We start from the raw sequence: 20,794 nt of genomic DNA on the forward strand, positions 1-20,794 counted from the left end.
CAAAACCATCACCTGAGCTTGATTGTTGCCTTCACTGTGGGCGAAAGCGAGGACCGGGTTGATCAAGTATGTGTTAAAGAAGACTGCCAGCTGGGGGGTGGTCATCGTGTTGGCCACCAACCTTGCCTACTTCATGGCGTCTGTGTTCCTAGATCCGCGCTCGAACTACCAGGGGCGGCGCCCTCCGATGTCGCCTGAGCAGATCTCCGGGGTACTCACGCCGTTGAATCTCAACCCGGAGACCCCGTTGTTGCAGCGGTGGTGGACGTGGCTGACGGGGGTGGTGTTGCACTGGGACTGGGGGTCGTCCCCGGTGGGGGACTCGGTCAACTCGCAGGTGTCTTATCGCATCTGGGTCTCTGCGCAGTTGTTGCTCATTGCCACGGTCGCCTCGGTGATCATTGGCGTGGCGGTGGGCGTGTATACCGCCTCGCGCCAATACAAGCTGGCGGACCGAGTCTGGCAGGGGCTGTCCATTGTCACTATGAACACACACGTGGTGGTCGCCTCTATCGCGGTGGTGGCGGTAGGCCTGTGGGTCAATGACATCACCGGCACGCGCTTCTTCTACGTCACGGGGGCAGCGTCGCCGGACGTGCAGGGATTCTGGCCCAAGTTGGCAGATCTCGGCCAACACCTGGTGCTGCCCACGGTATCCCTGGTGATCATTTCCTACGCGGGCTACCACATGATGCAGCGCTCGTTGCTGCTGGATAACCTCTCCGCGGACTATGTGCGCACCGCGAGAGCCAAGGGGTTGACCCGCTCGACGGCTATCCGCCGACACGCGCTGCGCACGTCCATCATCCCGGTGGCCACGTCCGTGGCGTTTTCCGTGCCCGGGATTTTTACCGGCGCGGTGATGACGGAGACGATCTTCGCCTGGCAGGGCATGGGCAAGTACTTCATTGAGACCATCAGCCGCAATGATGTCCATGGCGTGGTAGCGGTCGCCGCGTTTTCCGCGCTCATGGTCGCCTTTTCTGCGGTGCTGGCAGACATCGTGGTGGTGCTCCTTGACCCGAGAGTGCGGGTGAGCTAGCCATGGGAAGCCATAAGTATCGGCGCCATGACCTGGAGATTGACACCGCGGCAGAGAATCTGGGGGTGCGCCCGGTAGGCCCCAACCCGGATCTGACACCCGCCTCGGTGGGCACTGGGCAGGCCGTCCTGGCAAGCCCGGATGAAGAGCAGGCCCACCGCACGGCGGCCAAGGCCACGAGCAAGTGGCGCCTGTACGCGCGGCGTTTCATGCGCAACAAGATGGCCGTGGTGGGCCTGGTGATCTTCGGGTTGCTGGTGGCGGCCTCGGTGGGAGGCAAGTATCTCACCCCGTGGGCTTTCGATGATCCGGATTTCCTCAGCCTCGCATCGGGCCCGTCGGCGGAGCACTGGTTTGGCACCACCGATTCCGGCAATGACCTGTATGCGCAGACGGTCCACGGGCTGGGGCGCTCGCTGATTATCGCCCTGGTGGTCTCGCTGGCTACCTCGGTATTGTCTGCGATTATCGGCGCGGGCGCCGCGCTTTATGGCGGCTGGCCGGAAAAGGTGATCCTGGCTGCTATTCACTTCCTGCTGGCTATCCCCACGTTCTTGCTGACCGCCCTGATGGTGGCGGATGCCAATGGGGATTGGAAGCTCCTCATCGTGGTGCTCATCATCTTTGGCTGGATGTATCCGGCGCGCGTGATTTGGTCGCTGGCGCTGAGCATCCGCGAGAATGATTATGTGCGCGCCGCAGGCTACATGGGGGTGTCGCGTCCGCGCATTGTGCTGCGCCACATCATTCCCAATATTGGTTCGCTGCTCATCATTCAATTTGCTCTGGGCGTGGTCTCCACTGTGGTTTCAGAAACGGCGCTGTCCTTCCTTGGCCTTGGTGTGAAGCTTCCCGACGTCTCCTTGGGCACCCTGCTCTCCGGCGGTGCGGGTGCCCTCCAGTCGGCGCCCTGGCAGTTCTACTTCCCGGCGCTCACGTTGACGCTGCTGACGGTGTCTATGTCCTTCATCGCGGACGGTCTGCGTGACGCCCTTGACCCGAATTCTCAGGCTGGAGGCCACGCATGATTGCCACACCAGAACCCATCTTGTCCGTGCGGGATTTGCGCGTGACATTCCCGTCTGAGGCCGGTCCCGTTCATGCGGTGCGCGGGGTGGATTTTGACCTTTTTCCGGGGCGCACCTTAGGCATTGTGGGGGAGTCCGGCTCCGGAAAGTCGGTGACCTCCATGGCCGTCATGGGGCTGCTTCCGGAATACGCCCGGATTGAGGGCTCTGCGGTGTTTGCCGGTGAGGAGCTTTTGACCAAGTCGGACAAAGAGATGTCCAAGGTCCGCGGTAAGGGCATTGGAATGATTTTCCAGGATCCGCTGTCTGCCTTGACACCGGTGTTTAACGTCGGCGACCAGATCATGGAGGCCATTCACACCCACCAGAATGTGTCGAAGAAGCAGGCCCTCACACAGGCCATCGAGCTGCTGGATCTGGTGGGAATTCCTGAGCCGGACAAGCGGGTGCGTTCCTTCCCACACGAGTTTTCCGGCGGTATGCGCCAGCGCGTGGTCATCGCTATTGCTATTGCCAATAACCCGCGGGTTCTTATTGCCGATGAACCCACCACAGCCCTGGACGTGACCATTCAGGCCCAGATCCTTGACGTGATCAAGCTCGCCCAGCGCGAGACCGGCGCGGCGACCATCATGATCACCCATGACATGGGCGTGGTGGCCGGCACCGCCGACGATGTGCTGGTCATGTACGCCGGCCATCCGGTGGAGATGGGGCCGGTAGACACCATCTTCAACGACCCCCGCATGCCCTATACGGTGGGCCTGCTGGGCTCCACTCCGCGGGTGGATGTCGCCGCCGACGAGCCGCTCACCCCGATTGCGGGCTCACCGCCGGTGCTTCTCGACGTCGCCGACCAGTGCCAGTTCGCACAGCGCTGCCCCGTGGCGCTGGAGCGGTGCCTAGCGGCAGAACCGCCGCTGCGGGGCGTCGATAAGCACCACAAAGTCGCCTGTGTGCGCTCCGATGAGATCGCCCACGGGCGCATCGGGGACGAGCGGATGTACCCGCTGCCGCAGCTCGCCCAGGATGTGCTGGCAGATGTGCCCCGTGAGCAGCGGGAGATCACGCTGGATGTGCGCAACCTGCACAAGGAATTTCCGCTGATCAAGGGGGCAGTGCTCAAGCGCAAGGTGGGCGTGGTGCACGCCGTCAAGGGCGTGGACTTTGAGGTTCGCGCCGGCGAATGCATGGCCATCGTCGGTGAATCCGGCTCCGGCAAGACCACAACTCTGCTGGAAGTTATGGACCTGCAGCCCGCCGCGGATACCACCCTCATGCTCGCCGGAAAGGACGCATCCACCTTCAGCGCTGCCGAGCGTCGGCGTGCCCGCCACGACATCCAAATGGTCTTCCAGGACCCCATGAGCTCGCTCAACCCGCGTATGACCATCCGCGAAATCATCGCCGAGCCGCTGGAATCCCTGGGCTATGACGGCGACATTGACCAGCGCGTCGGCGAACTCATGGAGCTGGTGGGCCTGGGCGCCCACCAGATTGACCGCTTCCCCGGGCACTTCTCCGGCGGGCAACGCCAGCGCATCGGCCTGGCCCGCGCGCTGGCCACCAACCCCAAGATCATCGTGCTCGACGAGCCTGTCTCCGCACTCGACGTGTCCATCCAGGCCGGCGTGATCAACCTGCTCGAAGACCTCAAGCGCCGCCTGGGACTGTCCTACCTCTTTGTCGCCCACGACCTGTCCGTGGTCCGCCACCTATCCGACCGCGTCGCCGTGATGTACAAAGGCGAATTTGTGGAAGCCGGCGACGTGGACGAGATCTTCGACCACCCCCAACACCCCTACACCAAGGCGCTGCTCTCAGCCATCCCGGTACCCGACCCCGCCGTCGAGCGAGAACGCGTCCGCATCCCGTTCAACCCAGACCTGCTCGCCACCGCGAGCACGGACACAACTACATAACGTCACTTTTCACTCCCCATGGCGCCGCAACTCCACCGGCGCCACCACCTAGCAAAAAAAGACACCGAAAGGAGGACGCCACCGATGAAAATGCGACGCACACTTGCGGCCCTAGTCTCAGTGGCCGCCCTGACTTTGAGCGCCTGCGGGGGCTCAGACGGATCATCCGGATCCGGATCCAAGCTGGAAGTCTCACCCGATGGGTCCTACAACAAGCAGGACCGGGAAAACCTCGCCCAGGGCGGGGAGCTGACCCTGCCTATTGACGAGCTTTCTGAACAGCAAAATGACTTCCACGCGGACTTTACAGCGTATACCCGCACTATTTGGCAGTGGTACAACCCGGTGCTGTTCACCACCGATGGGGATGGCACCTACCACACAAACCCTGATTACCTCACGGATGCCAAGGAAGAAACCGTCGACGGTAACACCCGGGTGACCTACACCATCAACCCCAAGGCGCAGTTCAACGATGGTACTCCCATCGATTGGAAGGTTTTTGAGCACACCTGGCAGTTCATGAATGGGTCCAACAAGGAACTCAACGTGAGCTCCACGGATGGCTACGAGCGCGTTACCTCCGTGCGCCCCGGCGAGAATGACCGTCAGGTTGTTGTGACCTATAACGGCGTGTATCCCTGGTGGCAGGGCATATTCGGAGAGTTGCTCCACCCGGCGATCAACAGCCCAGAGATCTTTAACAAGGCGTACATCGGCAAGCTACACCCCGAGTGGGGAGCCGGCCCCTTCACGGTGGACAACGTGGACTTCCATGCCGGTGTGGTCAGCTTCAAGCCCAATGACAAGTGGTGGGGAAATAAGCCCTTGCTAGACAAGGTCACGTACCGCTACATGGAAGACCAGGCCAGTATCAACGCGTTCAAGGCTGGGGAAATTGACGCCACAAGGGTAAGCAGTAAGGATCGGCTGGCGGTGGCCAAGGGAATGGGGGACCAAGCCAAAATCTACACAGCGCTGCGCCCGGCGAATGTGCTGATCATGCTCAACGGGCAGTCTCCAGAGCTGAATGACGTCCACGTCCGAGAAGCCGTCATGACTGCCATTGATCGTGCCCAGCTCGCGGACATTCGCTTCAACGGCTTGGACTACACCGAACAGCTGCCGGGATCCTTCAACCTGCTTCCCACCCAGGAAGGGTATGAGGACAACTTTGGCCAGGTGGTCTCTTTCGACCCAGACAAGGCGAAGGAGATCTTGGATCAGGCCGGTTGGGCCCCGGGTGCAGACGGTGTGCGGGAAAAGGACGGAAAGCCGCTCACGCTGCGCTATGTCGAAGTTGGCGGCACGCCTATGACCAAGGCGACCGCGGGTGCGGTTCAAAAGATGCTCAAGGACGTGGGCATTGAGGTCAAGGTGGAGGAGCGCCCCTCCTCGGACTTCTCCAAGGTGGCTACCCAGCGGGACTTTGACATCTTCCCCATGGCCTTCAACATGGGAGATGCCTTTGGTGTGGCCAGCTTCGGGCAGGTCTACCGGTCCAATTCTGAGCTCAACCGGTCTGGCACGGGTACCCCGGAGCTGGATAAGAAGATCGACGAGTTGCAGAAGATTGGCGATGCCAAGGGGCAGATCAAGAAGTCCAACGAGCTGGAGCGCGAGGCCTTCCACGGCTACGGCATCATGCCGCTGGCTAACGGCCCGTTCATCACGGCTACCAAGCCGGGGCTTGCTAACTATGGTTCGCTGTCCTTCGGCTACATCCCGCCGGAGAACATTGGCTGGGAAAAGAAATAGGACCTTCGAGCTTGTTCTTTCCACTGGGTGCCGGGGTGAAACAATTACAGTTTCGCCCCGGTTTCCATTCTTATATGAGCTTCTAGTGAATCGTCTGGCAGTGAGTAGTTGCTAAAGTTCTCCGGGAGGTGCCATGTCGCTTTTGCGTAATCGTCCTTTTCGGCGGTTCGTCGCGGCCAAGGTCTCCAATAAACTGGCAGATACGATTTCCGCGGTGGCCCTCCCGCTTATTGCGCTGGGCATCTCGGGAAACCCGGTGCTGGTTGGCGTGGCATCGTGCTGCGCCATGGGGGGCGCTCATTGTCATGCAATGCTTTGCAGGTACCCTGGTTGATCGCGTTAGCGCGAGCTTGGCGTTGCGGGGTTCCTCGCTGGCGCAGGCGTTCGGATGGGCTGCTGTGCTGTGTGCGGCCACGACGCATTCTGTGTGAGCAATAATTCTTCAGCCGAAGCGGGGTGCCGTGATCGATGGGGAGGGCGATGTCCCGGGATGGAACACGGGAAAACCAAAATATTGTCCTGCGCGGCGCGCAATGGTCAGGTAATCTGTGTTGCACCCAGCGGTGCAGTGAAGCGTCTCTGGAACTACCAATCCCCTATTTTCCGTTTTGCGGGACGAGGTGATCATATTCTTTGCCGAACAGCGGAGGGCAACGCGTGTGAGTAATCTGCGTAGTCCGGTCCTTTACCTGGGCCTGTCGTTGCTACTGTCAGGTTTTGGAGATTGTCTGATCCCCATTGCTTTTGCCATTGAGTCGACTCGCCTGAGTCCTGAGGGGGCGTTGCTCACCTGGGTATTGATGGCATTGTGGGCGGGGCGTTTGGTTGGCGCCACAGCCGCCAGGCGTATGCCGGATATGCTCCGTCCAGGCCGGATCATGATCATCGCGGATGTTATTCGGGCAGTAGCGCAAGGGGGTTTACTTGTTAGCGTGAGCGCTGGTTATATGCTGCCGGCAGCGATGGTGGTGTCTTCGGCGATCTATGGCCTTGCGACGTCATTTTTCAATCCAGCCCGATTTAGTCTCTTGCCGGCCATTTGTCCACAACGAAGCCTTGGAAGAGCAAATGCCGTATTTTCTGCAATTGGAGACACCTTTGCCATCGCCGGCCCTGTGCTGGGCACACTGTTGATGCTTTCTTGTGGCTTTTCGGGTGTGCTTTTCATAGATACCCTGAGCTTCGTCTTGTCCACGATGGTGCTTCTGCGGTTCTGGGCAACGCGTTCCACATCATTGGGGAGCAGGACAGCAAAGAGCACTTCCGGAGCTTTGCCGCGGTGGGTCTCCTGGGGGCTGTCTAGCTGGTTCTTTGTGTCCTGCGCTGTGGGGCTGGTGGGGATTGCGGCGCCAACCCACATTATGGGTTTTCATGGGGAAGCTGCCTGGGCAAGCGTGGCTACGGGTGTTGCCGTAGGTTCCCTCTGTGGATCGGCTCTGCTTTTGATACTTCGCCCGTCGGTATCGCGTTGGGTGGGTGTGCATACTATCGCGTGCGTGGCCTTTGCCGCTCAGATTATCGCCTATGCAGCCATTGGTACCGTGTGGATTGTTGTTGCAGTTGCCGCCCTTGGGTCACTGTGGGTCACAGTGTCTGGAGTTTGTTGGGACACCGTCGGGCAGACTCTCGGTGGCGGTGATGGCGATCTGGTTCACATATTTGCCACCCGAGACCAACTGGTTAATACAGTTGCCATTCCCTGCGGCATGCTCGTGTTCGCACTGTGCTCGAGGCTGAGCGGCACGCAGACGTCATTGTGGGTGGGCGTTGCACTATGCACGGCTGGGGTTGCCAGTCTGTTTCCTTTGTGGGGGAGATGGAACGCGAAGACCGCGTCGCACACTTAATCAGCCGGAGTCAGTTCCAGGTTTTCTGGGCGGGCCCACTCCAGCTCAACGCCGAGGGAACTCAGCCACGCCATCGGGTCATCCCCGCACCGGGCGATGCCGTCGATGGCGCGGGTGGTGGCTTTCAGCGCGCGGGTGCCTTCTTCGGGGGAGATGAGCCCTGCTGCTAGGGCGTCGGAAAGCTCATCGAGGTCATCAACGGTGACCGGTTGGCCAGGCACGCAAATGAGGTCCACGTAGAGGTCCCGGGTGTGCCACACCTGCGCTGTGCGGGTGATGGCTGCAACATCGATGTAGTACTCGAAGGGGCGTGGCGCGCGGTGGTGGAAGATGTTGACCCGCAGGTCTAGCTCGGGAAGTAGCCAGGACTCAAGGTATCCAAAACGCGGGTGGTTTGCCCCGCGGGCCATATACAGGCCCCATGCGGCCTCCCGGTAGGTATCGACTGCCCGCTCGAAGCCTTTGGGGTCAATGTTGATGGCGCGGGAGACGTCAAAGGTTTCCCGTTTGATCGCGTGAAGCTTGCCCATGGGTACCTAAAAGAGGGTGCGTCTGAGGGGGCTACCCGTGGTGGATGACCCCGGCGGTGGGGGCATAGTTGCAGGTGGCGTCTTGGGTTGCCACGGCGCCGCTGATGACGGCGATGATGGTGCCGCGGCCGGTAGTGGCGGTGCCGGACAGGGTGGCGGGCCCTTGGGGGTTGACGCCGTAGTTGTTCAGCTGGGTCTCGCCGGTGGCCATGGTGTCCAGGTTGATCCAGTTGACCTTCATGTGGCCTTGTTCTGGCAGCGCGGCGGAGGTTCCCAGGGCAGTGAACAGGAAGGCGGTGTCTTCGGCGCCGGCGCCGGGTGCGGGGATGGGGGAGGGGCCGGGTACCCCAATGGCGGTGCCTACGGAGTTCAGCCCGTTGATGCAGTTGCCGGCGACGGTGGGCCAATAGAACTGGGCTACGTGGGGGGCGTTTTCGGGAAGCTCAACGTCTCCGGGGGCGGCGGTGCCTTCGTAGAAGGCGATGGCCGCGTTGAGGGTGTCGCGCAGTTGTTGGGGCAGCCAGGGCTGGGCGGCGAAGTCGCGGACCTGGTTGAGCTGCTCGGCGGTGGGCTGGAGCATGGGGCCTTCTGGCAGGTTTTCGGCTCCGGGAACCGCTCCGGCGGTGGGGCTTAGTGCTAGCGCGGCGGTGCAGGCTACAGCGGCAGTGGCAGACAGCAGGCGGATACGCGGCACGGCGAGGGCTCTTTTCTGTAGTGCGGAAGTAAACAAGGGCACAGTCGGGCACAGTGAAGCGCGAAGTGGCGCCACCAAGCGCGGGGCAAGGACGCCACGGGCGAGCACACCACCGCGCGCGAAGCACGGCGGCGGTGAACCTGTGCACACTAATCCTTCACCATAGCGCGTTGGTCCCGGCTGTGGGTAGATTGTGTGCTATCTGTGCTGCGATTTTGGTGGGTTGTCATTCACAGCACCCCAGGCAGGCAGGGAAATTTTGGTGCCAAAACAATTTTCCTGTGATCCGCCGCAACGGTCGCGCAAACGGGGGCGGCGGGGCGTCGATAAGCAAGCAGATAAGCAAGCAGAAATGCGAGCTGATACACGAGCAGATAGCCGGGGAGTGAAGCAGCACTGCGCGATACGCGCTGCTCGGCGTGCACTGGCGGGCAAAAGGGGGTAGTGTCTTTCCGGTCCATGCGCGCGTGGCCGGGCTCACGGTGGTCTGTGCGAGCGCGGCGCATACATTTTTGCTACTTGAGTGCTTCAGGAGTTTCCCGCTAGTGAGCCATCCAGAATTCCGTAACGTTGCCATCGTCGCGCACGTCGACCACGGCAAGACCACCCTCGTCAACGCAATGCTGGAGCAGTCCGGCGTGTTTGGCGATCACGGCGAGGTCACCGACCGCGTGATGGATTCTGGTGACCTGGAAAAGGAAAAGGGCATCACCATCCTGGCCAAGAACACGGCCATCCACCGCAAGGGCCTGGGCAAGGACGGCCAGGACCTGATCATCAACGTCATTGATACGCCCGGCCACGCGGACTTTGGTGGGGAGGTCGAGCGCGCGCTGTCCATGGTCGATGGCGTGGTGCTGCTTGTCGACGCCGCCGAGGGCCCCCTCCCGCAGACCCGCTTCGTGTTGGGCAAGGCGCTCGCCGCGAAGATGCCGGTGATCATCCTGGTCAACAAGACCGACCGCCCGGATGCGCGCATCGATGAGGTGGTGGAGCAGTCCCAGGACCTGCTGCTGGAGCTGGCCGCCGGCCTGGATGACCCGGAGGCCGCTGAGGCCGCCGAGCAGCTGCTGGACCTGCCGGTGCTCTACGCCTCCGGGCGTGAGGGCAAGTGCGCCACCACCAACCCGGGCAACGGCAACGTGCCGGACTCGCCGGACCTGCAGCCGCTCTTTGACGTCATCTATGACGTCCTGCCGGAGCCCTCGGCCACCATTGATGGCCCGCTGCAAGCCCACGTGACCAACCTGGACTCCAGCTCCTTCCTGGGGCGCATTGGTCTGGTGCGCATCCACTCCGGGTCGTTGAAGAAGGGCCAGCACGTCGCCTGGATCCATTACGACGCCGAGGGCAACAGCCACATCAAGGACGTCAAGATCGCCGAGCTGCTGCGCACCGAGGGCGTTAACCGCGTGCCTGCGGAAGAGGTCATCGCCGGCGACATCGCGGCCGTCTCTGGCATCGATGAGATCATGATCGGCGATACGCTGGCGGATCTGGAGCATCCCAACCCGCTGCCGCGCATCACCGTCGATGAGCCGGCGATCTCCATGACCGTGGGCGTGAACACCTCGCCCATGGCGGGGCGCGGCGGCGGCACCAAGCTCACCGCCCGGCTGGTGAAGAACCGCCTGGACCAGGAGCTGATTGGTAACGTGTCCATCCGCGTGCTGCCCACCGAGCGCCCGGACGCCTGGGAGGTCCAGGGCCGCGGCGAGATGGCCCTGTCCGTGCTGGTGGAGACCATGCGGCGCGAGGGCTTCGAGCTGACCGTGGGCAAGCCACAGGTGGTCACCCAGACCATTGACGGCAAGATCCATGAGCCCTACGAGCACATGGTCATTGACGTGCCCGCCGAGCATCAGGGCGCGGTCACCCAGCTGATGGCCGCGCGCAAGGGCCAGATGGTGGCCATGGACACCACGCCGGGATCGGACTGGATCCGCATGGAATTTCGGGTGCCTGCCCGCGGGCTGATCGGCTTCCGTACCACCTTCATGACGGAAACCCGCGGCACCGGCATCGCTAACTCGTACGCGGATGGCATGGAGCCCTGGGCTGGTGAGATTAAGGACCGCGCCACCGGATCCCTGGTGGCCGACCGCACCGGCCAGGTCACCGCCTACGCGCTGACCCAGCTGGCAGACCGCGGCAGCTTCTTCGTCGAGCCCGGCGATGAGACCTACGAAGGCATGGTCGTTGGCGCCAACAATCGTGATGAAGATATGGACATCAACATCACCAAGGAAAAGAAGCTGACCAACATGCGCTCCGCCACCGCGGACGCCACCGTCACTCTGGCCAAGGCACACACGCTGTCGCTGGATGAGGCCATGGAGTTCTGCGGCGCCGACGAGTGCGTGGAGGTCACCCCGGACGTGCTGCGCGTGCGCAAGGTGGAGCTGTCTGCCACCGATCGCGGCCGGGCCCGCGCCCGCGAGAAGGCGCGCAATAAGTAAGACTTCGCGCAATCCCACTAGGCTAGGCACAGTGAGTAGTCCAACACGCCGGCCCCTTGGGAGCCGGGCCCTCGCGCTGGCCCTTTCTGGCACGCTAGCCGCGCTGGCGCTCAACCTTGGCGGCTGCGTGGCCCGGCCTGGGCCCGCCCCGGTGGTCGAGGACCCCCCAGCCGCTGAAGCGGCGGATCATCCCGAAGCTGAGGATTCGCCAGACGGCAACCGGCCCGGGGAGGCCGGTGCTGACAACGCGGACCAGGAGGACCCAGAGTCCACCACCACCCCGGGCGCGCAGGACGCCTCTGGGCAGCCGGTGCGCTCCACCATCAACGTGGGCGTGGACCCGCTGCGTGCGGGGCTCAACCCGCACCTGGCTGCGGACGCCAGCGCCCTGGTCGACTCGCTTGCAGACCTCGTACTGCCCTCGCCGTTTAAGAACGGCCAGCCGGACCCCAACCTGGTGGTCTCAGCCCGGGAGGTCGCCCCGCCCGAGGGATCCACGGTACAGCGCAGCGTGCACTATGTCATCGCCCCGGAGGCGCAATGGTCAGATGGCACGCCGGTGAGCGGCAATGACTTCGCCTACCTGTGGCGGATGATGGTGTCTACCCCCGGCGTTGTCGGCGCCGCGGGCTACCGCGCGATCAGCGCTGTGCGCGTGGGCGGTGGGGGCAAGACGGTGGATGTGGATTTTGCCTACCCGGTTGCCCAGTGGCGTGAGCTTTTTGCGCACCTGCTGCCCTCGCACCTGGTCGCCGGGGAGGATTTTGCTTCCGCGCTGCACGACACCATTCCGGCTTCTGCAGGGCGCTACATGGTGCGGGTGGTGGATCGCTCCCGCGGGATCATCGAACTCGGGCGCAATGATCGCTTCTGGGGAAGCGCCCCGGCGGCAACTGAGGTGTTGAGTCTGCGCCCCGTGCGTTCTGCGGTGGAGGGGTCGGATCAGCTGCGTTCGGGGCAGCTCAGTTTCATCGACGTCACCCCGGCGCAGACCACGCAGGAGTCCTTTGGGCTGGTCCCCGGCACGCAGACCCGCCAGCTGACCACGGCCCGCCGGCTCGAGGTGCGCGCGTCGGCGATCTCACCAAGGCTGCGCGACGCGCAGGTGCGTGCCACGTTCCTTTCGCTTATCGACGCCCCCCGCGTCGCCCGGCTAGCCACCGGCCGGACCGCACCCCTCGAGGTGCCGAGCCCCGCCGCCGCCGTCGCCGGGGTGACCCCCGGCCCTGAAGACGTGGCGGCGCTGCGTGAGGCGAGCCACAAGCGGGCGCTGCGCATCGCGGCCGATCCCGCCGACCCCACGGCGTCCGCGGCCGCGCGCACCATCGTGGACCTGCTGGCCCACCAGGGGGTGTCCGCCCGGGTCGTGGCCACGGATATAGATACCCTGGCGGCCACGCAGCTTCCTGAAGGCACCGTGGATGCGGTGGTGGTGTGGTCCGCCGGCCGTGCGACGGCGATGGATGTGGCGGACGCGTACTCCTGCGGCGTCGATAAGCAGCCGGGCAACCTGTCGGGCTACTGTGATGTGGCGCTGCAACCACAACTCGTGGCGGCGCTGGGCGGGAAGGACGATGCCGCGCAGCTTGCCCACCGCATCGAATCCTCCGCGCACCTGAGCCTGCCGCTGCTCAAGGAGACCCGACTGCTGGTCACCGGGCAGGACCTGGAAGGACCGGACCCGAACCTGGAGAACTGGACCGCGGGCTTATCCGCGGCCGCAACCTGGAAGAAGAAGTGATGAAGGACCTATCTGGTGCGCGCGTGGTGGCCGTGCACGCACACCCCGACGATGAGGCGATCTGGACTGGCGGTGCCCTGGCGCACCTGGCCCGCCGCGGCGCAGACGTCACCGTGGTCACCTGCACGCTGGGGGAGGAAGGCGAGGTCATCGGCGAAACCTACCAAGAGTTAGTGGCCGATCACGGCGACCAACTCGGCGGATTTCGCATCGCCGAACTGCGCGCCTCCCTGACCGCCCTGGGGGTCCAGGGCGTCCACCTGGGAGCCCCAGGACGCTACCGGGATTCCGGGATGGCCGGCACCCCGGCAGCAGCCAATCCGCGCGCCTTTGTCAACGCCACAACCCGCGCCGTGGCTGACCTGGTGGACATCCTCGTGCGCGTGCGCCCCCACCTGGTTATCACCTACGGCCCCGACGGCGGCTACGGGCACCCGGACCACATCCAGGCCCACACGATCACCCACGCCGCCGTGGCAGCCGTGGGCGATACGGCCCCCGTGCAGCGCATCGCCTGGTCGGTCACGGACACCGGCTACCTCAACCGGGGGCTCGACGCCCTGAGCCGCATCCCGGAGGGCTGGCGGCGTGCCAACGACGGCGAGATTGCCAGCCTGGACGGCTTCGATGTTGCCGTCGAGCTGACCGACCAGGACTACTCCGCCAAGCTGACGGCCATGAAGGCCCACGCCACGCAGCTGTGGATCGCCGACGCCACCGCCAGCCTGACCAACCCCCACGCCGCAACCGCAGCCACCACCGACCCACAGGCCGCGGCGAGCGTGTTCGCCCTGTCCAACCTCATCGCCCAGCCGCTGGGCACCACCGAGCACTACCGCATCGGAGCCGGCACCGTCCCGGCGGGCGGCACGGATCTGATGGAGGGGTTGGAATGGTAGACCCTGCGCGCCCACACGAGCCGCAGCGCCACATTTTTATTCGCCAAGACGTCTCCCGCGCGGAGGTCATCGGCGGGATCACCTGGCTGGCGGTGGCGGCTGCGGTCTCGGTGCTCCTGGAGGTGGTCTACTTAAGCGCCTGGGTGAGCCTGCCCGGGGGAGTGCAGGTCCCGGTGCCCTACACCATCCTCCTCGCCGGGGGCTTTAACCTGGTGTTATCCCGCACCGCGCTGCTATGGACGCGCAACAAACTCGCCGCCGGGGTGCCCCTGTGGGTGTGGGTGGCAGGGTTTCTCACCCTGACCTTTTGGGTCACGGTGACAGGCGATCAACTCGTCGGATCAAGCCTGCGTAGCCTGCTCTTACTTGTAGTAGGTATGGCTGGCGGTGGTTGGCCGCTAGTCAGGGGGAAGTGACATACTACTGCGTGTCACTTATTGTGATGACCCGTTTTCTTGGTGATCGGGCGCGGCCGTGCACCCTGGTTGCGCGGCCCACGCCGTCAGCGAGCCCCGACCGACACAGCGCGCCTCAAGTTTTCCGGAGTGATAGATAACAGATGACCTATGTGATCGCACAGCCGTGTGTGGACGTGATGGACCGAGCATGCGTTGAGGAATGCCCGGTGGACTGCATCTACGAGGGCAAACGCTCCCTGTACATCCACCCTGATGAGTGCGTCGACTGCGGCGCCTGCGAACCCGCATGCCCCACCGAGGCGATCTTCTACGAAGATGACGTGCCCGATGAGTGGATGGACTACACCGACGCCAATGCGGCATTCTTTGATGACTTAGGTTCCCCCGGCGGGGCTCAAAAGCTGGGCCCCCAGGACTTCGACCCCGCCTACGTGGCCGAGCTACCCCCGCAAAACCAGGACTAGGTTCCTCGCCGCGGGCGCCGCGGGGGCCGCGCGGCGGTGGGGGTGTGCACAGCGGCGCGGGGGCGTGGCAAAGGCGGCCGCGGCGTCGATAAGCCATTGCTCGTCGGAGGCGCGCGGCGCGCGGGGTAAGCTGACGGGCGTGACTGAGCCAACTTCCCCCACCTCACCGCGGCGAACCCCCCGCGCGCAGACCTTGCCCGACTTCCCCTGGGACACCATCGCCGAGGCCAAAGCCACCGCGCAGGCGCACCCGGAAGGAATGGTCAACCTCTCCGTTGGCTCCCCGGTTGACCCCGTCGCCCCCGGCATCCAGCTCGCCCTGGCAGAAGCCGCCGGCTACCCCGGCTACCCGCAGACCATTGGCACCCAACAGCTGCGGGACACCCTCGTGGAATCCCTGGAGCGCCGCTACGGTGTGACCGGCCTGAGCCGCGAGTCCGTCCTGCCCGTGGTTGGAACCAAGGAAGCTATTGCCTGGCTGCCCACCACCTTAGGGCTGGGGGAGCACTCCACCGTGGCCTTCCCCGAGCTGGCCTATCCCACCTACGAGGTCGGCGCCGCACTGGCCGGGGCGGCAAGCTTGCGCACCGATGACGTCGCCGGCGACGCGGACCTGATCTTTATCAACTCCCCGGCCAACCCCACCGGACGCGTCTTGGGCGTCGAGCGGCTGCGCGAACTCGTGCGCGCCGCCCGAGCCACCGGTGTGATTCTGGTCTCCGACGAGTGCTACCTGGGCCTGGGCTGGGATGATGAGCACCCACCGGTATCCATCCTGGACCCCCGCGTGTGCGACGGCGATCACACCGGGCTGCTGGCCGTGCACTCCCTATCCAAGACCTCCAACCTGGCAAGCTACCGCGCCGGCTTCCTCGCCGGCGACCCGGCACTCATCGCCGAGCTAGCCCTGGTGCGCAAGCACGCCGGACTCATGGTGCCCTACCCGGTCCAAGCCGCCATGGTGGCCGCCTGCACCGACGATGACCAAGAAGCACTGCAAAAGCTGCGCTACGCCTCCCGGCGCGCCACCCTCATGGCCGCGGTGCGCGATGCCGGGCTGACCATCGAACACTCAGAAGCCGGCCTCTACCTATGGGCCACCCGCGGCGAAGACGGGCGCGCCACCGTCGACTGGCTGGCCCAGCGCGGAATCCTCGTCGCCCCGGGCGACTTTTACGGTCCCAGCGGGAAAAACTACGTCCGCATCGCCCTGACGGCCACCGATGAAGACATCGCCGCCGCCGCAGCCCGCCTGCGCGACTAAGCCGGCACCCACACAAGGCCCGCCCCGGTGTCCTCCCGCAGCCCGCTACCACCACGCCACGGCATCCCCGCCCGGCGCGTGGTCCTGCGCGGGACCGTCGACCCCGCACACCGCTACCTAGCCGGGCGAGCCGGGGACAGCCCCTTCGCCTTTGGCCAACCGATCCCTCCCGGCACGGTGCTCGATCGCCCGCAGCCCGCCTGGTACTACCCGGAGCTAGGCCCGGAGCCGAAAATTCCCTTCCACCACACCCTGATCCACGCCGACGCAGACCTCCTCGTGGTGGACAAGCCCCCCTTCCTGCCCACCACATCCAACGGGCGACTAGTACGCAACACCCTACAAACCCGGCTCCGGCTGGCCTACGGGCAGGACTGCGTGCCCATCCACCGCCTGGACAGGCTGACATCCGGGATAGTTCTGTGCTCCCGCCACCAGGACACCCGCGGCGCCTACCAGCGACTATTCCAGCTTCACCGGGTGTCCAAACGCTACCTCGCCCGCGTGAGCAACCCCCACCTTCTGCCAACATCCTGGACGCGTATCGACGCCCCCATGGCCCGCATCCCCGCAGCCCGCGGCGTGGCCGTGGGGCACGGCAGGCCAACCACCACCTGGCTGCGCCGCCGCCCCGGCACCGACCTGGTGGATCTACGCCCCATCACCGGGCACACCCACCAGCTTCGGGCCGTACTCAACCACCTAGGAAGCCCCATCCGTGGCGATGACACCTACCCGGAGGACCTAGGCCTTGACCTTGGGGATTTCAGCCACGTGTTGCAGCTGCGGGCCATCGGCGTGAGCCTGGTGGACCCACTGAGCAACCAGACACGCACCTTTGCGGTACCGGAACAATTTCCGCGGCCCGGGTCTGGGGCGGTAAACTGCGCCAGTTAGCGTTGTTGACAATCTAGTCCGGAGACAATCACCATGGCCGAGCCCAGTGCCAGCAGACGTGTGCGCCTAATTGGTGGCATGCGCCAATTCCTGCAGTTTGGCATCGTCGGTGGATCCGGAGTGATAGTCAATATGGCGGCGGTGATTTTTGCCACTAAAATGGGCCTATGGAGCGCCGGACTACACGCTGATGACCCGTTTATGAATATTCTTGGTACCGCGTTCAACGTGCGGTGGTACCACATTTATTACACCTTTGCATTCCTGGTAGCTAATACCTGGAATTACCAGATGAACCGCATGTGGACCTTCCGGGGGGCGAACACGCGCAGCTGGTGGCGGGGCTTTTTCCCCTTCCTGTTCACCGGCGTCGGGGCTTTCTTAGTCACCCAGGTGGTGGCCACGCTGCTGATGAATCCCACATCACCGATCGCGCTATCGGACGCGTTCTTTGACGGCTCCAGTGGGCTGCGCACTAAGCACTATTGGGCGAATCTCATTGCCACGCTGGTGGCCATGCCGATCAATTTTGTGATCAATAAGTTGTGGACCTTCCGCGGCAAGCGCGTGGTGGTGGTCGCTCAGGAGGAGCCGGCGGCTTAGTCCTGGCCGCTCTTGGCCAGGTTGTCTGCCTCCCGCTCCCGGGCCCGCCGCGTCAGTCGCGGGCTGACAGTCAGTGTCAGGATGCCAAAAACCACAGCAAACACGATGAGCGAGATGACCCCGGAGATTTCTCCGGAAAACTCTGTGCGGGCGATACCCCACAACATGATGCACAGGAGCGCCACGCGCCCGAACACCTCCAGTACGGTGCTGTGCACCATGCGGGGGCGTGGATTGTAGGTGCGCAGCCACCGCTGGCTGATGGCCCCAGCCAGGGTCATGGGGAGGAGCATAAGCAGCACCGCCACGACAGCGTGATCGGGGATGACCCACGGCGTGATGGCCAGACTGAGCAGCAGGAACCACAGGTGGTAATACTGTGCAACGCTGGCCGCGCGGTGCAGGATGTGGCGTTCGTATTCGTCATCGACGCTGGCGTCTAGACGCTTGAGGTAGCTGGTGGGGGAGAGCGTATTCACGGCTGCGGATTCCTTTCCGGGTCGGTGGGGGCAAAAACCTCTTCTACGGTGCGGTGAAGGACCGCACAGATCGCCAGGGCGAGGTGGACGGAGGGGGAGTAGTTGCCCTTTTCGATGTTGGCGATTGTTTGGCGCGAGACCCCGACGGCGGACGCGAGCTCGGCTTGGGTGAGCTCTGCCCAACGGCGGTAGCGTCGCACCATGTTTGTGGTGGGTTCGTTCATGGAGCCTCTTCGTGGAAGTCAAATGCGCTACCTAAAAAGTAAAGGAAACTTGGCACTGAGTCAAGGCGGCTTGCGGGATAGCGTAAGAAAAAGCCCGCCTGCGGGTGATCGCAGGCGGGTATTCGACGGCCCAAAGGAGGCGGGCCGCGAGTTAAGCGGCTAGTTGGTGTGCAGCTCCTCGTTGAGCGCCACGGTGGCCTTATATGGGGTGGCCTCAACTGCGCCGGTGACGGAGTTGCGGCGGAACAGGATCCCGCTGGCCCCGGACAGCGCGGCAGCCTTGACGGTATCGCCGCTGGTCACCCCGGCGGCCTCAGCCACGGCATCCAGCACGGTGACCTTCGTGCCCGCGGTGACGTAGAGGCCTGCCTCGACCACGCAGTCGTCGCCAAGCGAAATCCCTACGCCCGCATTGGCGCCGAGCAGGCAGCGCTTGCCAATGGAGATGACCTCCTTGCCGCCGCCGGACAGGGTGCCCATGATCGAGGCGCCGCCGCCGACGTCGGAGCCATCATCAACCACCACACCGGCGGAGATGCGCCCCTCCACCATAGAGTTGCCCAGCGTGCCGGCGTTGAAGTTGACAAAGCCCTCGTGCATGACGGTGGTGCCCTCCGCCAGGTGCGCGCCCAGGCGCACCCGATCCGCATCACCAATACGCACCCCGGTGGGCACCACATAATCGACCATGCGGGGGAACTTGTCCACCGAGTACACCGTCACCGGGCCGCGGGCGGCCAGGCGGGCGCGCGTGGCGGCAAAATCGGCCACCGCGCAGGGGCCAAAATTCGTCCACACCACGTTGTTGAGCTTGCCAAAGATGCCCTCCACGCTCAGCCCGTGCGGGGCGACCAGCCGGTGGGAGAGCAGCTGCAGGCGCAGGTAGGCGTCATACGTGTCCGCGGGCGCGGCATCCAGATCCGCGATGGCAGTCTCCACCACCACCCGGCGCACACCGCGATCCTCATCCGCCCCGGCCAGCGCGGCGAGCTGCGCGGGCGCCTGTTGCGTATCGACGTCCCGGGTGCCCGGCTGCGCAGTGTCCTGCGCGTGAAGCTGGGGAGTCGGGTACCAGGCATCCAACACGGTTCCATCGGTGGTCACAGTGGCCACACCAAGGCCATAAGCAGAAGTCATGGCCTCGAACCTACCTGATCGCCGCGGCGGCGGGTCAACAGGGAGCCTGCGGCCAGGCCCAACGTCAGAATGCTCACCGAGAAGATCTGCGCGCGCGAGGAGGAATCAAATAGCATGAGTACCACCAGGCCCACAAAGCCGGCTACCGTGGCCCACGGCAGCCAGGGGTGGCCCCACATGCGCACCTTGGACAACTCCCCGCCAGCCACCAGCTTGGGGTGCAGGCGCAGGTAGCTGCCGCAGATCATTAACCAAATGACCACCAGGCACCCGCCCACGGCATTGAGCAGGAAGTCCAACAGGCCCGGGGGATTCCACCACTGCAAGCCCACGGAGACGAAGGCGAAGAACATGGACATGATCACCGAATTGATGGGCACGCCCGCGCGCGAGGTCACCGCAAACATCCGCGGCGAATCCCCCTCCAACGCCAGCGAATAGCACAGCCGCGAGGACGCATAAATCTGGGCGTTAAAGGCAGACAGCAGCGCCAAAACGATGATCAGCTCCATGAAGCCCACCACGCCCGGGGCGCCGGTCATGGTCAAGATGGTGGTGAAGGGAGATTCCGCAGCAGAATCCGCCCCGCGGATCTCCGAGAACGGCATGAGGAAACAAATCACCACCACCGAGCCCAAATAAAACAGCGAGATGCGCCAGATGATCGAGCGCACCGCGGTGGCGATCGCGCGCTGCGGATCATGGGATTCTGCCGCCGCGATGGTCACGATCTCAATGCCGCCGAAAGCGAAGGCCACCGCCAGCAAGCCCGCGGCCATGCCCGGCCAGCCGTTGGGCATAAAGCCAGAATCCCGAATGTGCGTCAGCCCCACCGCGGGGTGACCGGGCAGCCAGCCGAAGATCAAGGCCACTCCGACCACCAAGAATCCGATGATCACGGCCACCTTGATAAAGGCGAACCAGAATTCGAACTCGCCGAAGCCCTTGACCTGGCCCAAGTTGACCACGGCGAAGAACACCACGCAGATCAGCGCCGGGATCCACGGGTCCACACCAAACCAGGCGCCCATGATTGCTGCGGCGCCGGTCATCTCCGCGCCGAGCACCATGATGAGCATGAACCAATACAGCCACCCCAGGGTAAAGCCCGCCCAGTGGCCCAACCCTTGCCGGGCGTAGGCGGAAAAGGCCCCAGAGGCGGGGCGCGCAGACGCCATCTCTCCGAGCATCTGCATGACCATGACAATCATCAGCCCGGCCAGCAGGTAGGCCAGCAAGATCGCGGGCCCGGCGGCGCGGATGCCCACGCCGGTGCCCAGGAAAAGCCCGGCGCCCACCGACGATCCCAGCCCCATCATGGTCAGGTGCCGGGTTTTTAACCCGGAACCAAGTGTCGTTTTTTCAGTCATTGGCCTCGGCCTCGGTG

Annotated in this window: 19 protein-coding genes; 13 read left to right on the plus strand and 6 right to left on the minus strand. The window is 64.1% G+C overall.

Annotated elements, in window-relative coordinates:
* Positions 1 to 58: 58 nt before the first annotated feature.
* The 5 genes from LH390_RS04160 (at position 59) to LH390_RS04180 (ending at position 7,597) form a co-directional block, all read left to right on the plus strand.
* On the plus strand, positions 59 to 1,042 hold the full coding sequence (locus tag LH390_RS04160; protein WP_227282494.1) for an ABC transporter permease: 984 nt from the start codon (positions 59 to 61) through the stop codon (positions 1,040 to 1,042).
* Positions 1,043 to 1,044: 2 nt separating this feature from the next.
* A complete protein-coding gene (locus tag LH390_RS04165) occupies positions 1,045 to 2,070 on the plus strand; it encodes an ABC transporter permease (protein WP_227282493.1) in 1,026 nt (341 codons plus the stop codon).
* Entirely contained in the window at positions 2,067 to 3,992 is a 1,926-nt protein-coding gene (locus LH390_RS04170; RefSeq protein WP_227282492.1) for a dipeptide ABC transporter ATP-binding protein, read from the plus strand. Before LH390_RS04165 ends, LH390_RS04170 begins: the two co-directional genes overlap by 4 nt.
* An 84-nt stretch (positions 3,993 to 4,076) precedes the next feature.
* Positions 4,077 to 5,750: an ABC transporter family substrate-binding protein gene (locus tag LH390_RS04175; RefSeq protein WP_227282491.1), complete on the plus strand. Its 1,674-nt coding sequence runs from the start codon at positions 4,077 to 4,079 to the stop codon at positions 5,748 to 5,750.
* 659 nt (positions 5,751 to 6,409) lie between these two features.
* The gene (locus LH390_RS04180; protein WP_227282490.1) at positions 6,410 to 7,597 is read left to right on the plus strand and encodes an MFS transporter; all 1,188 of its coding nucleotides are present in this window, start codon (positions 6,410 to 6,412) and stop codon (positions 7,595 to 7,597) included.
* Here the strand turns inward: LH390_RS04180 and LH390_RS04185 are convergent.
* Positions 7,594 to 8,127 (minus strand): ribonuclease FAU-1 family protein, encoded by a 534-nt coding sequence (locus LH390_RS04185; protein ID WP_227282489.1) that lies wholly within the window; start codon positions 8,125 to 8,127, stop codon positions 7,594 to 7,596. The two genes, LH390_RS04180 and LH390_RS04185, sit on opposite strands and share 4 nt — an antisense overlap.
* A 31-nt stretch (positions 8,128 to 8,158) precedes the next feature.
* The gene (locus LH390_RS04190) at positions 8,159 to 8,821 is read right to left on the minus strand and encodes an Rv1157c family protein (RefSeq protein WP_227282488.1); all 663 of its coding nucleotides are present in this window, start codon (positions 8,819 to 8,821) and stop codon (positions 8,159 to 8,161) included.
* A 545-nt stretch (positions 8,822 to 9,366) separates the two neighbouring features.
* On the opposite strand from LH390_RS04190, the gene typA reads away from it, so the two are divergent.
* The 8 genes from typA (at position 9,367) to LH390_RS04230 (ending at position 17,567) form a co-directional block, all read left to right on the plus strand.
* A complete protein-coding gene (typA, locus tag LH390_RS04195) occupies positions 9,367 to 11,280 on the plus strand; it encodes a translational GTPase TypA (RefSeq protein ID WP_227282487.1) in 1,914 nt (637 codons plus the stop codon).
* Positions 11,281 to 11,311: 31 nt separating this feature from the next.
* A complete protein-coding gene (locus LH390_RS04200) occupies positions 11,312 to 13,021 on the plus strand; it encodes an ABC transporter family substrate-binding protein (RefSeq protein WP_227282486.1) in 1,710 nt (569 codons plus the stop codon).
* On the plus strand, positions 13,021 to 13,920 hold the full coding sequence (gene mshB, locus LH390_RS04205; protein WP_227282485.1) for an N-acetyl-1-D-myo-inositol-2-amino-2-deoxy-alpha-D-glucopyranoside deacetylase: 900 nt from the start codon (positions 13,021 to 13,023) through the stop codon (positions 13,918 to 13,920). The genes LH390_RS04200 and mshB overlap by 1 nt, the downstream gene beginning before the upstream one ends.
* The gene (locus tag LH390_RS04210) at positions 13,914 to 14,336 is read left to right on the plus strand and encodes a hypothetical protein (RefSeq protein WP_227282484.1); all 423 of its coding nucleotides are present in this window, start codon (positions 13,914 to 13,916) and stop codon (positions 14,334 to 14,336) included. The genes mshB and LH390_RS04210 overlap by 7 nt, the downstream gene beginning before the upstream one ends.
* A gap of 143 nt (positions 14,337 to 14,479) precedes the next feature.
* Positions 14,480 to 14,803 (plus strand): ferredoxin, encoded by a 324-nt coding sequence (gene fdxA / locus LH390_RS04215; protein ID WP_227282483.1) that lies wholly within the window; start codon positions 14,480 to 14,482, stop codon positions 14,801 to 14,803.
* Between the two features lie 139 nt (positions 14,804 to 14,942).
* Positions 14,943 to 16,067: a succinyldiaminopimelate transaminase gene (dapC, locus tag LH390_RS04220; RefSeq protein WP_227282482.1), complete on the plus strand. Its 1,125-nt coding sequence runs from the start codon at positions 14,943 to 14,945 to the stop codon at positions 16,065 to 16,067.
* Between the two features lie 27 nt (positions 16,068 to 16,094).
* A complete protein-coding gene (locus LH390_RS04225) occupies positions 16,095 to 16,964 on the plus strand; it encodes a pseudouridine synthase (protein ID WP_227282481.1) in 870 nt (289 codons plus the stop codon).
* 33 nt (positions 16,965 to 16,997) lie between these two features.
* Positions 16,998 to 17,567 (plus strand): GtrA family protein, encoded by a 570-nt coding sequence (locus LH390_RS04230; protein WP_227282480.1) that lies wholly within the window; start codon positions 16,998 to 17,000, stop codon positions 17,565 to 17,567.
* Here the strand turns inward: LH390_RS04230 and LH390_RS04235 are convergent.
* From LH390_RS04235 to LH390_RS04250, 4 genes are all read right to left on the minus strand, one after another.
* Positions 17,564 to 18,046: a hypothetical protein gene (locus LH390_RS04235; RefSeq protein WP_227282479.1), complete on the minus strand. Its 483-nt coding sequence runs from the start codon at positions 18,044 to 18,046 to the stop codon at positions 17,564 to 17,566. The genes LH390_RS04230 and LH390_RS04235 overlap by 4 nt on opposite strands.
* The gene (locus LH390_RS04240; RefSeq protein WP_227282478.1) at positions 18,043 to 18,270 is read right to left on the minus strand and encodes a helix-turn-helix transcriptional regulator; all 228 of its coding nucleotides are present in this window, start codon (positions 18,268 to 18,270) and stop codon (positions 18,043 to 18,045) included. The genes LH390_RS04235 and LH390_RS04240 overlap by 4 nt, the downstream gene beginning before the upstream one ends.
* Positions 18,271 to 18,429: 159 nt before the next feature.
* Positions 18,430 to 19,407 (minus strand): 2,3,4,5-tetrahydropyridine-2,6-dicarboxylate N-succinyltransferase, encoded by a 978-nt coding sequence (gene dapD / locus LH390_RS04245; RefSeq protein ID WP_227282477.1) that lies wholly within the window; start codon positions 19,405 to 19,407, stop codon positions 18,430 to 18,432.
* The gene (locus tag LH390_RS04250; protein ID WP_227282476.1) at positions 19,404 to 20,777 is read right to left on the minus strand and encodes an amino acid permease; all 1,374 of its coding nucleotides are present in this window, start codon (positions 20,775 to 20,777) and stop codon (positions 19,404 to 19,406) included. Before LH390_RS04250 ends, dapD begins: the two co-directional genes overlap by 4 nt.
* Positions 20,778 to 20,794 lie beyond the last annotated feature (17 nt).

Origin of the sequence: Corynebacterium uberis (assembly GCF_020616335.1) — a bacterium.
Classification (GTDB): Bacteria; Actinomycetota; Actinomycetes; order Mycobacteriales; family Mycobacteriaceae; genus Corynebacterium; species Corynebacterium uberis.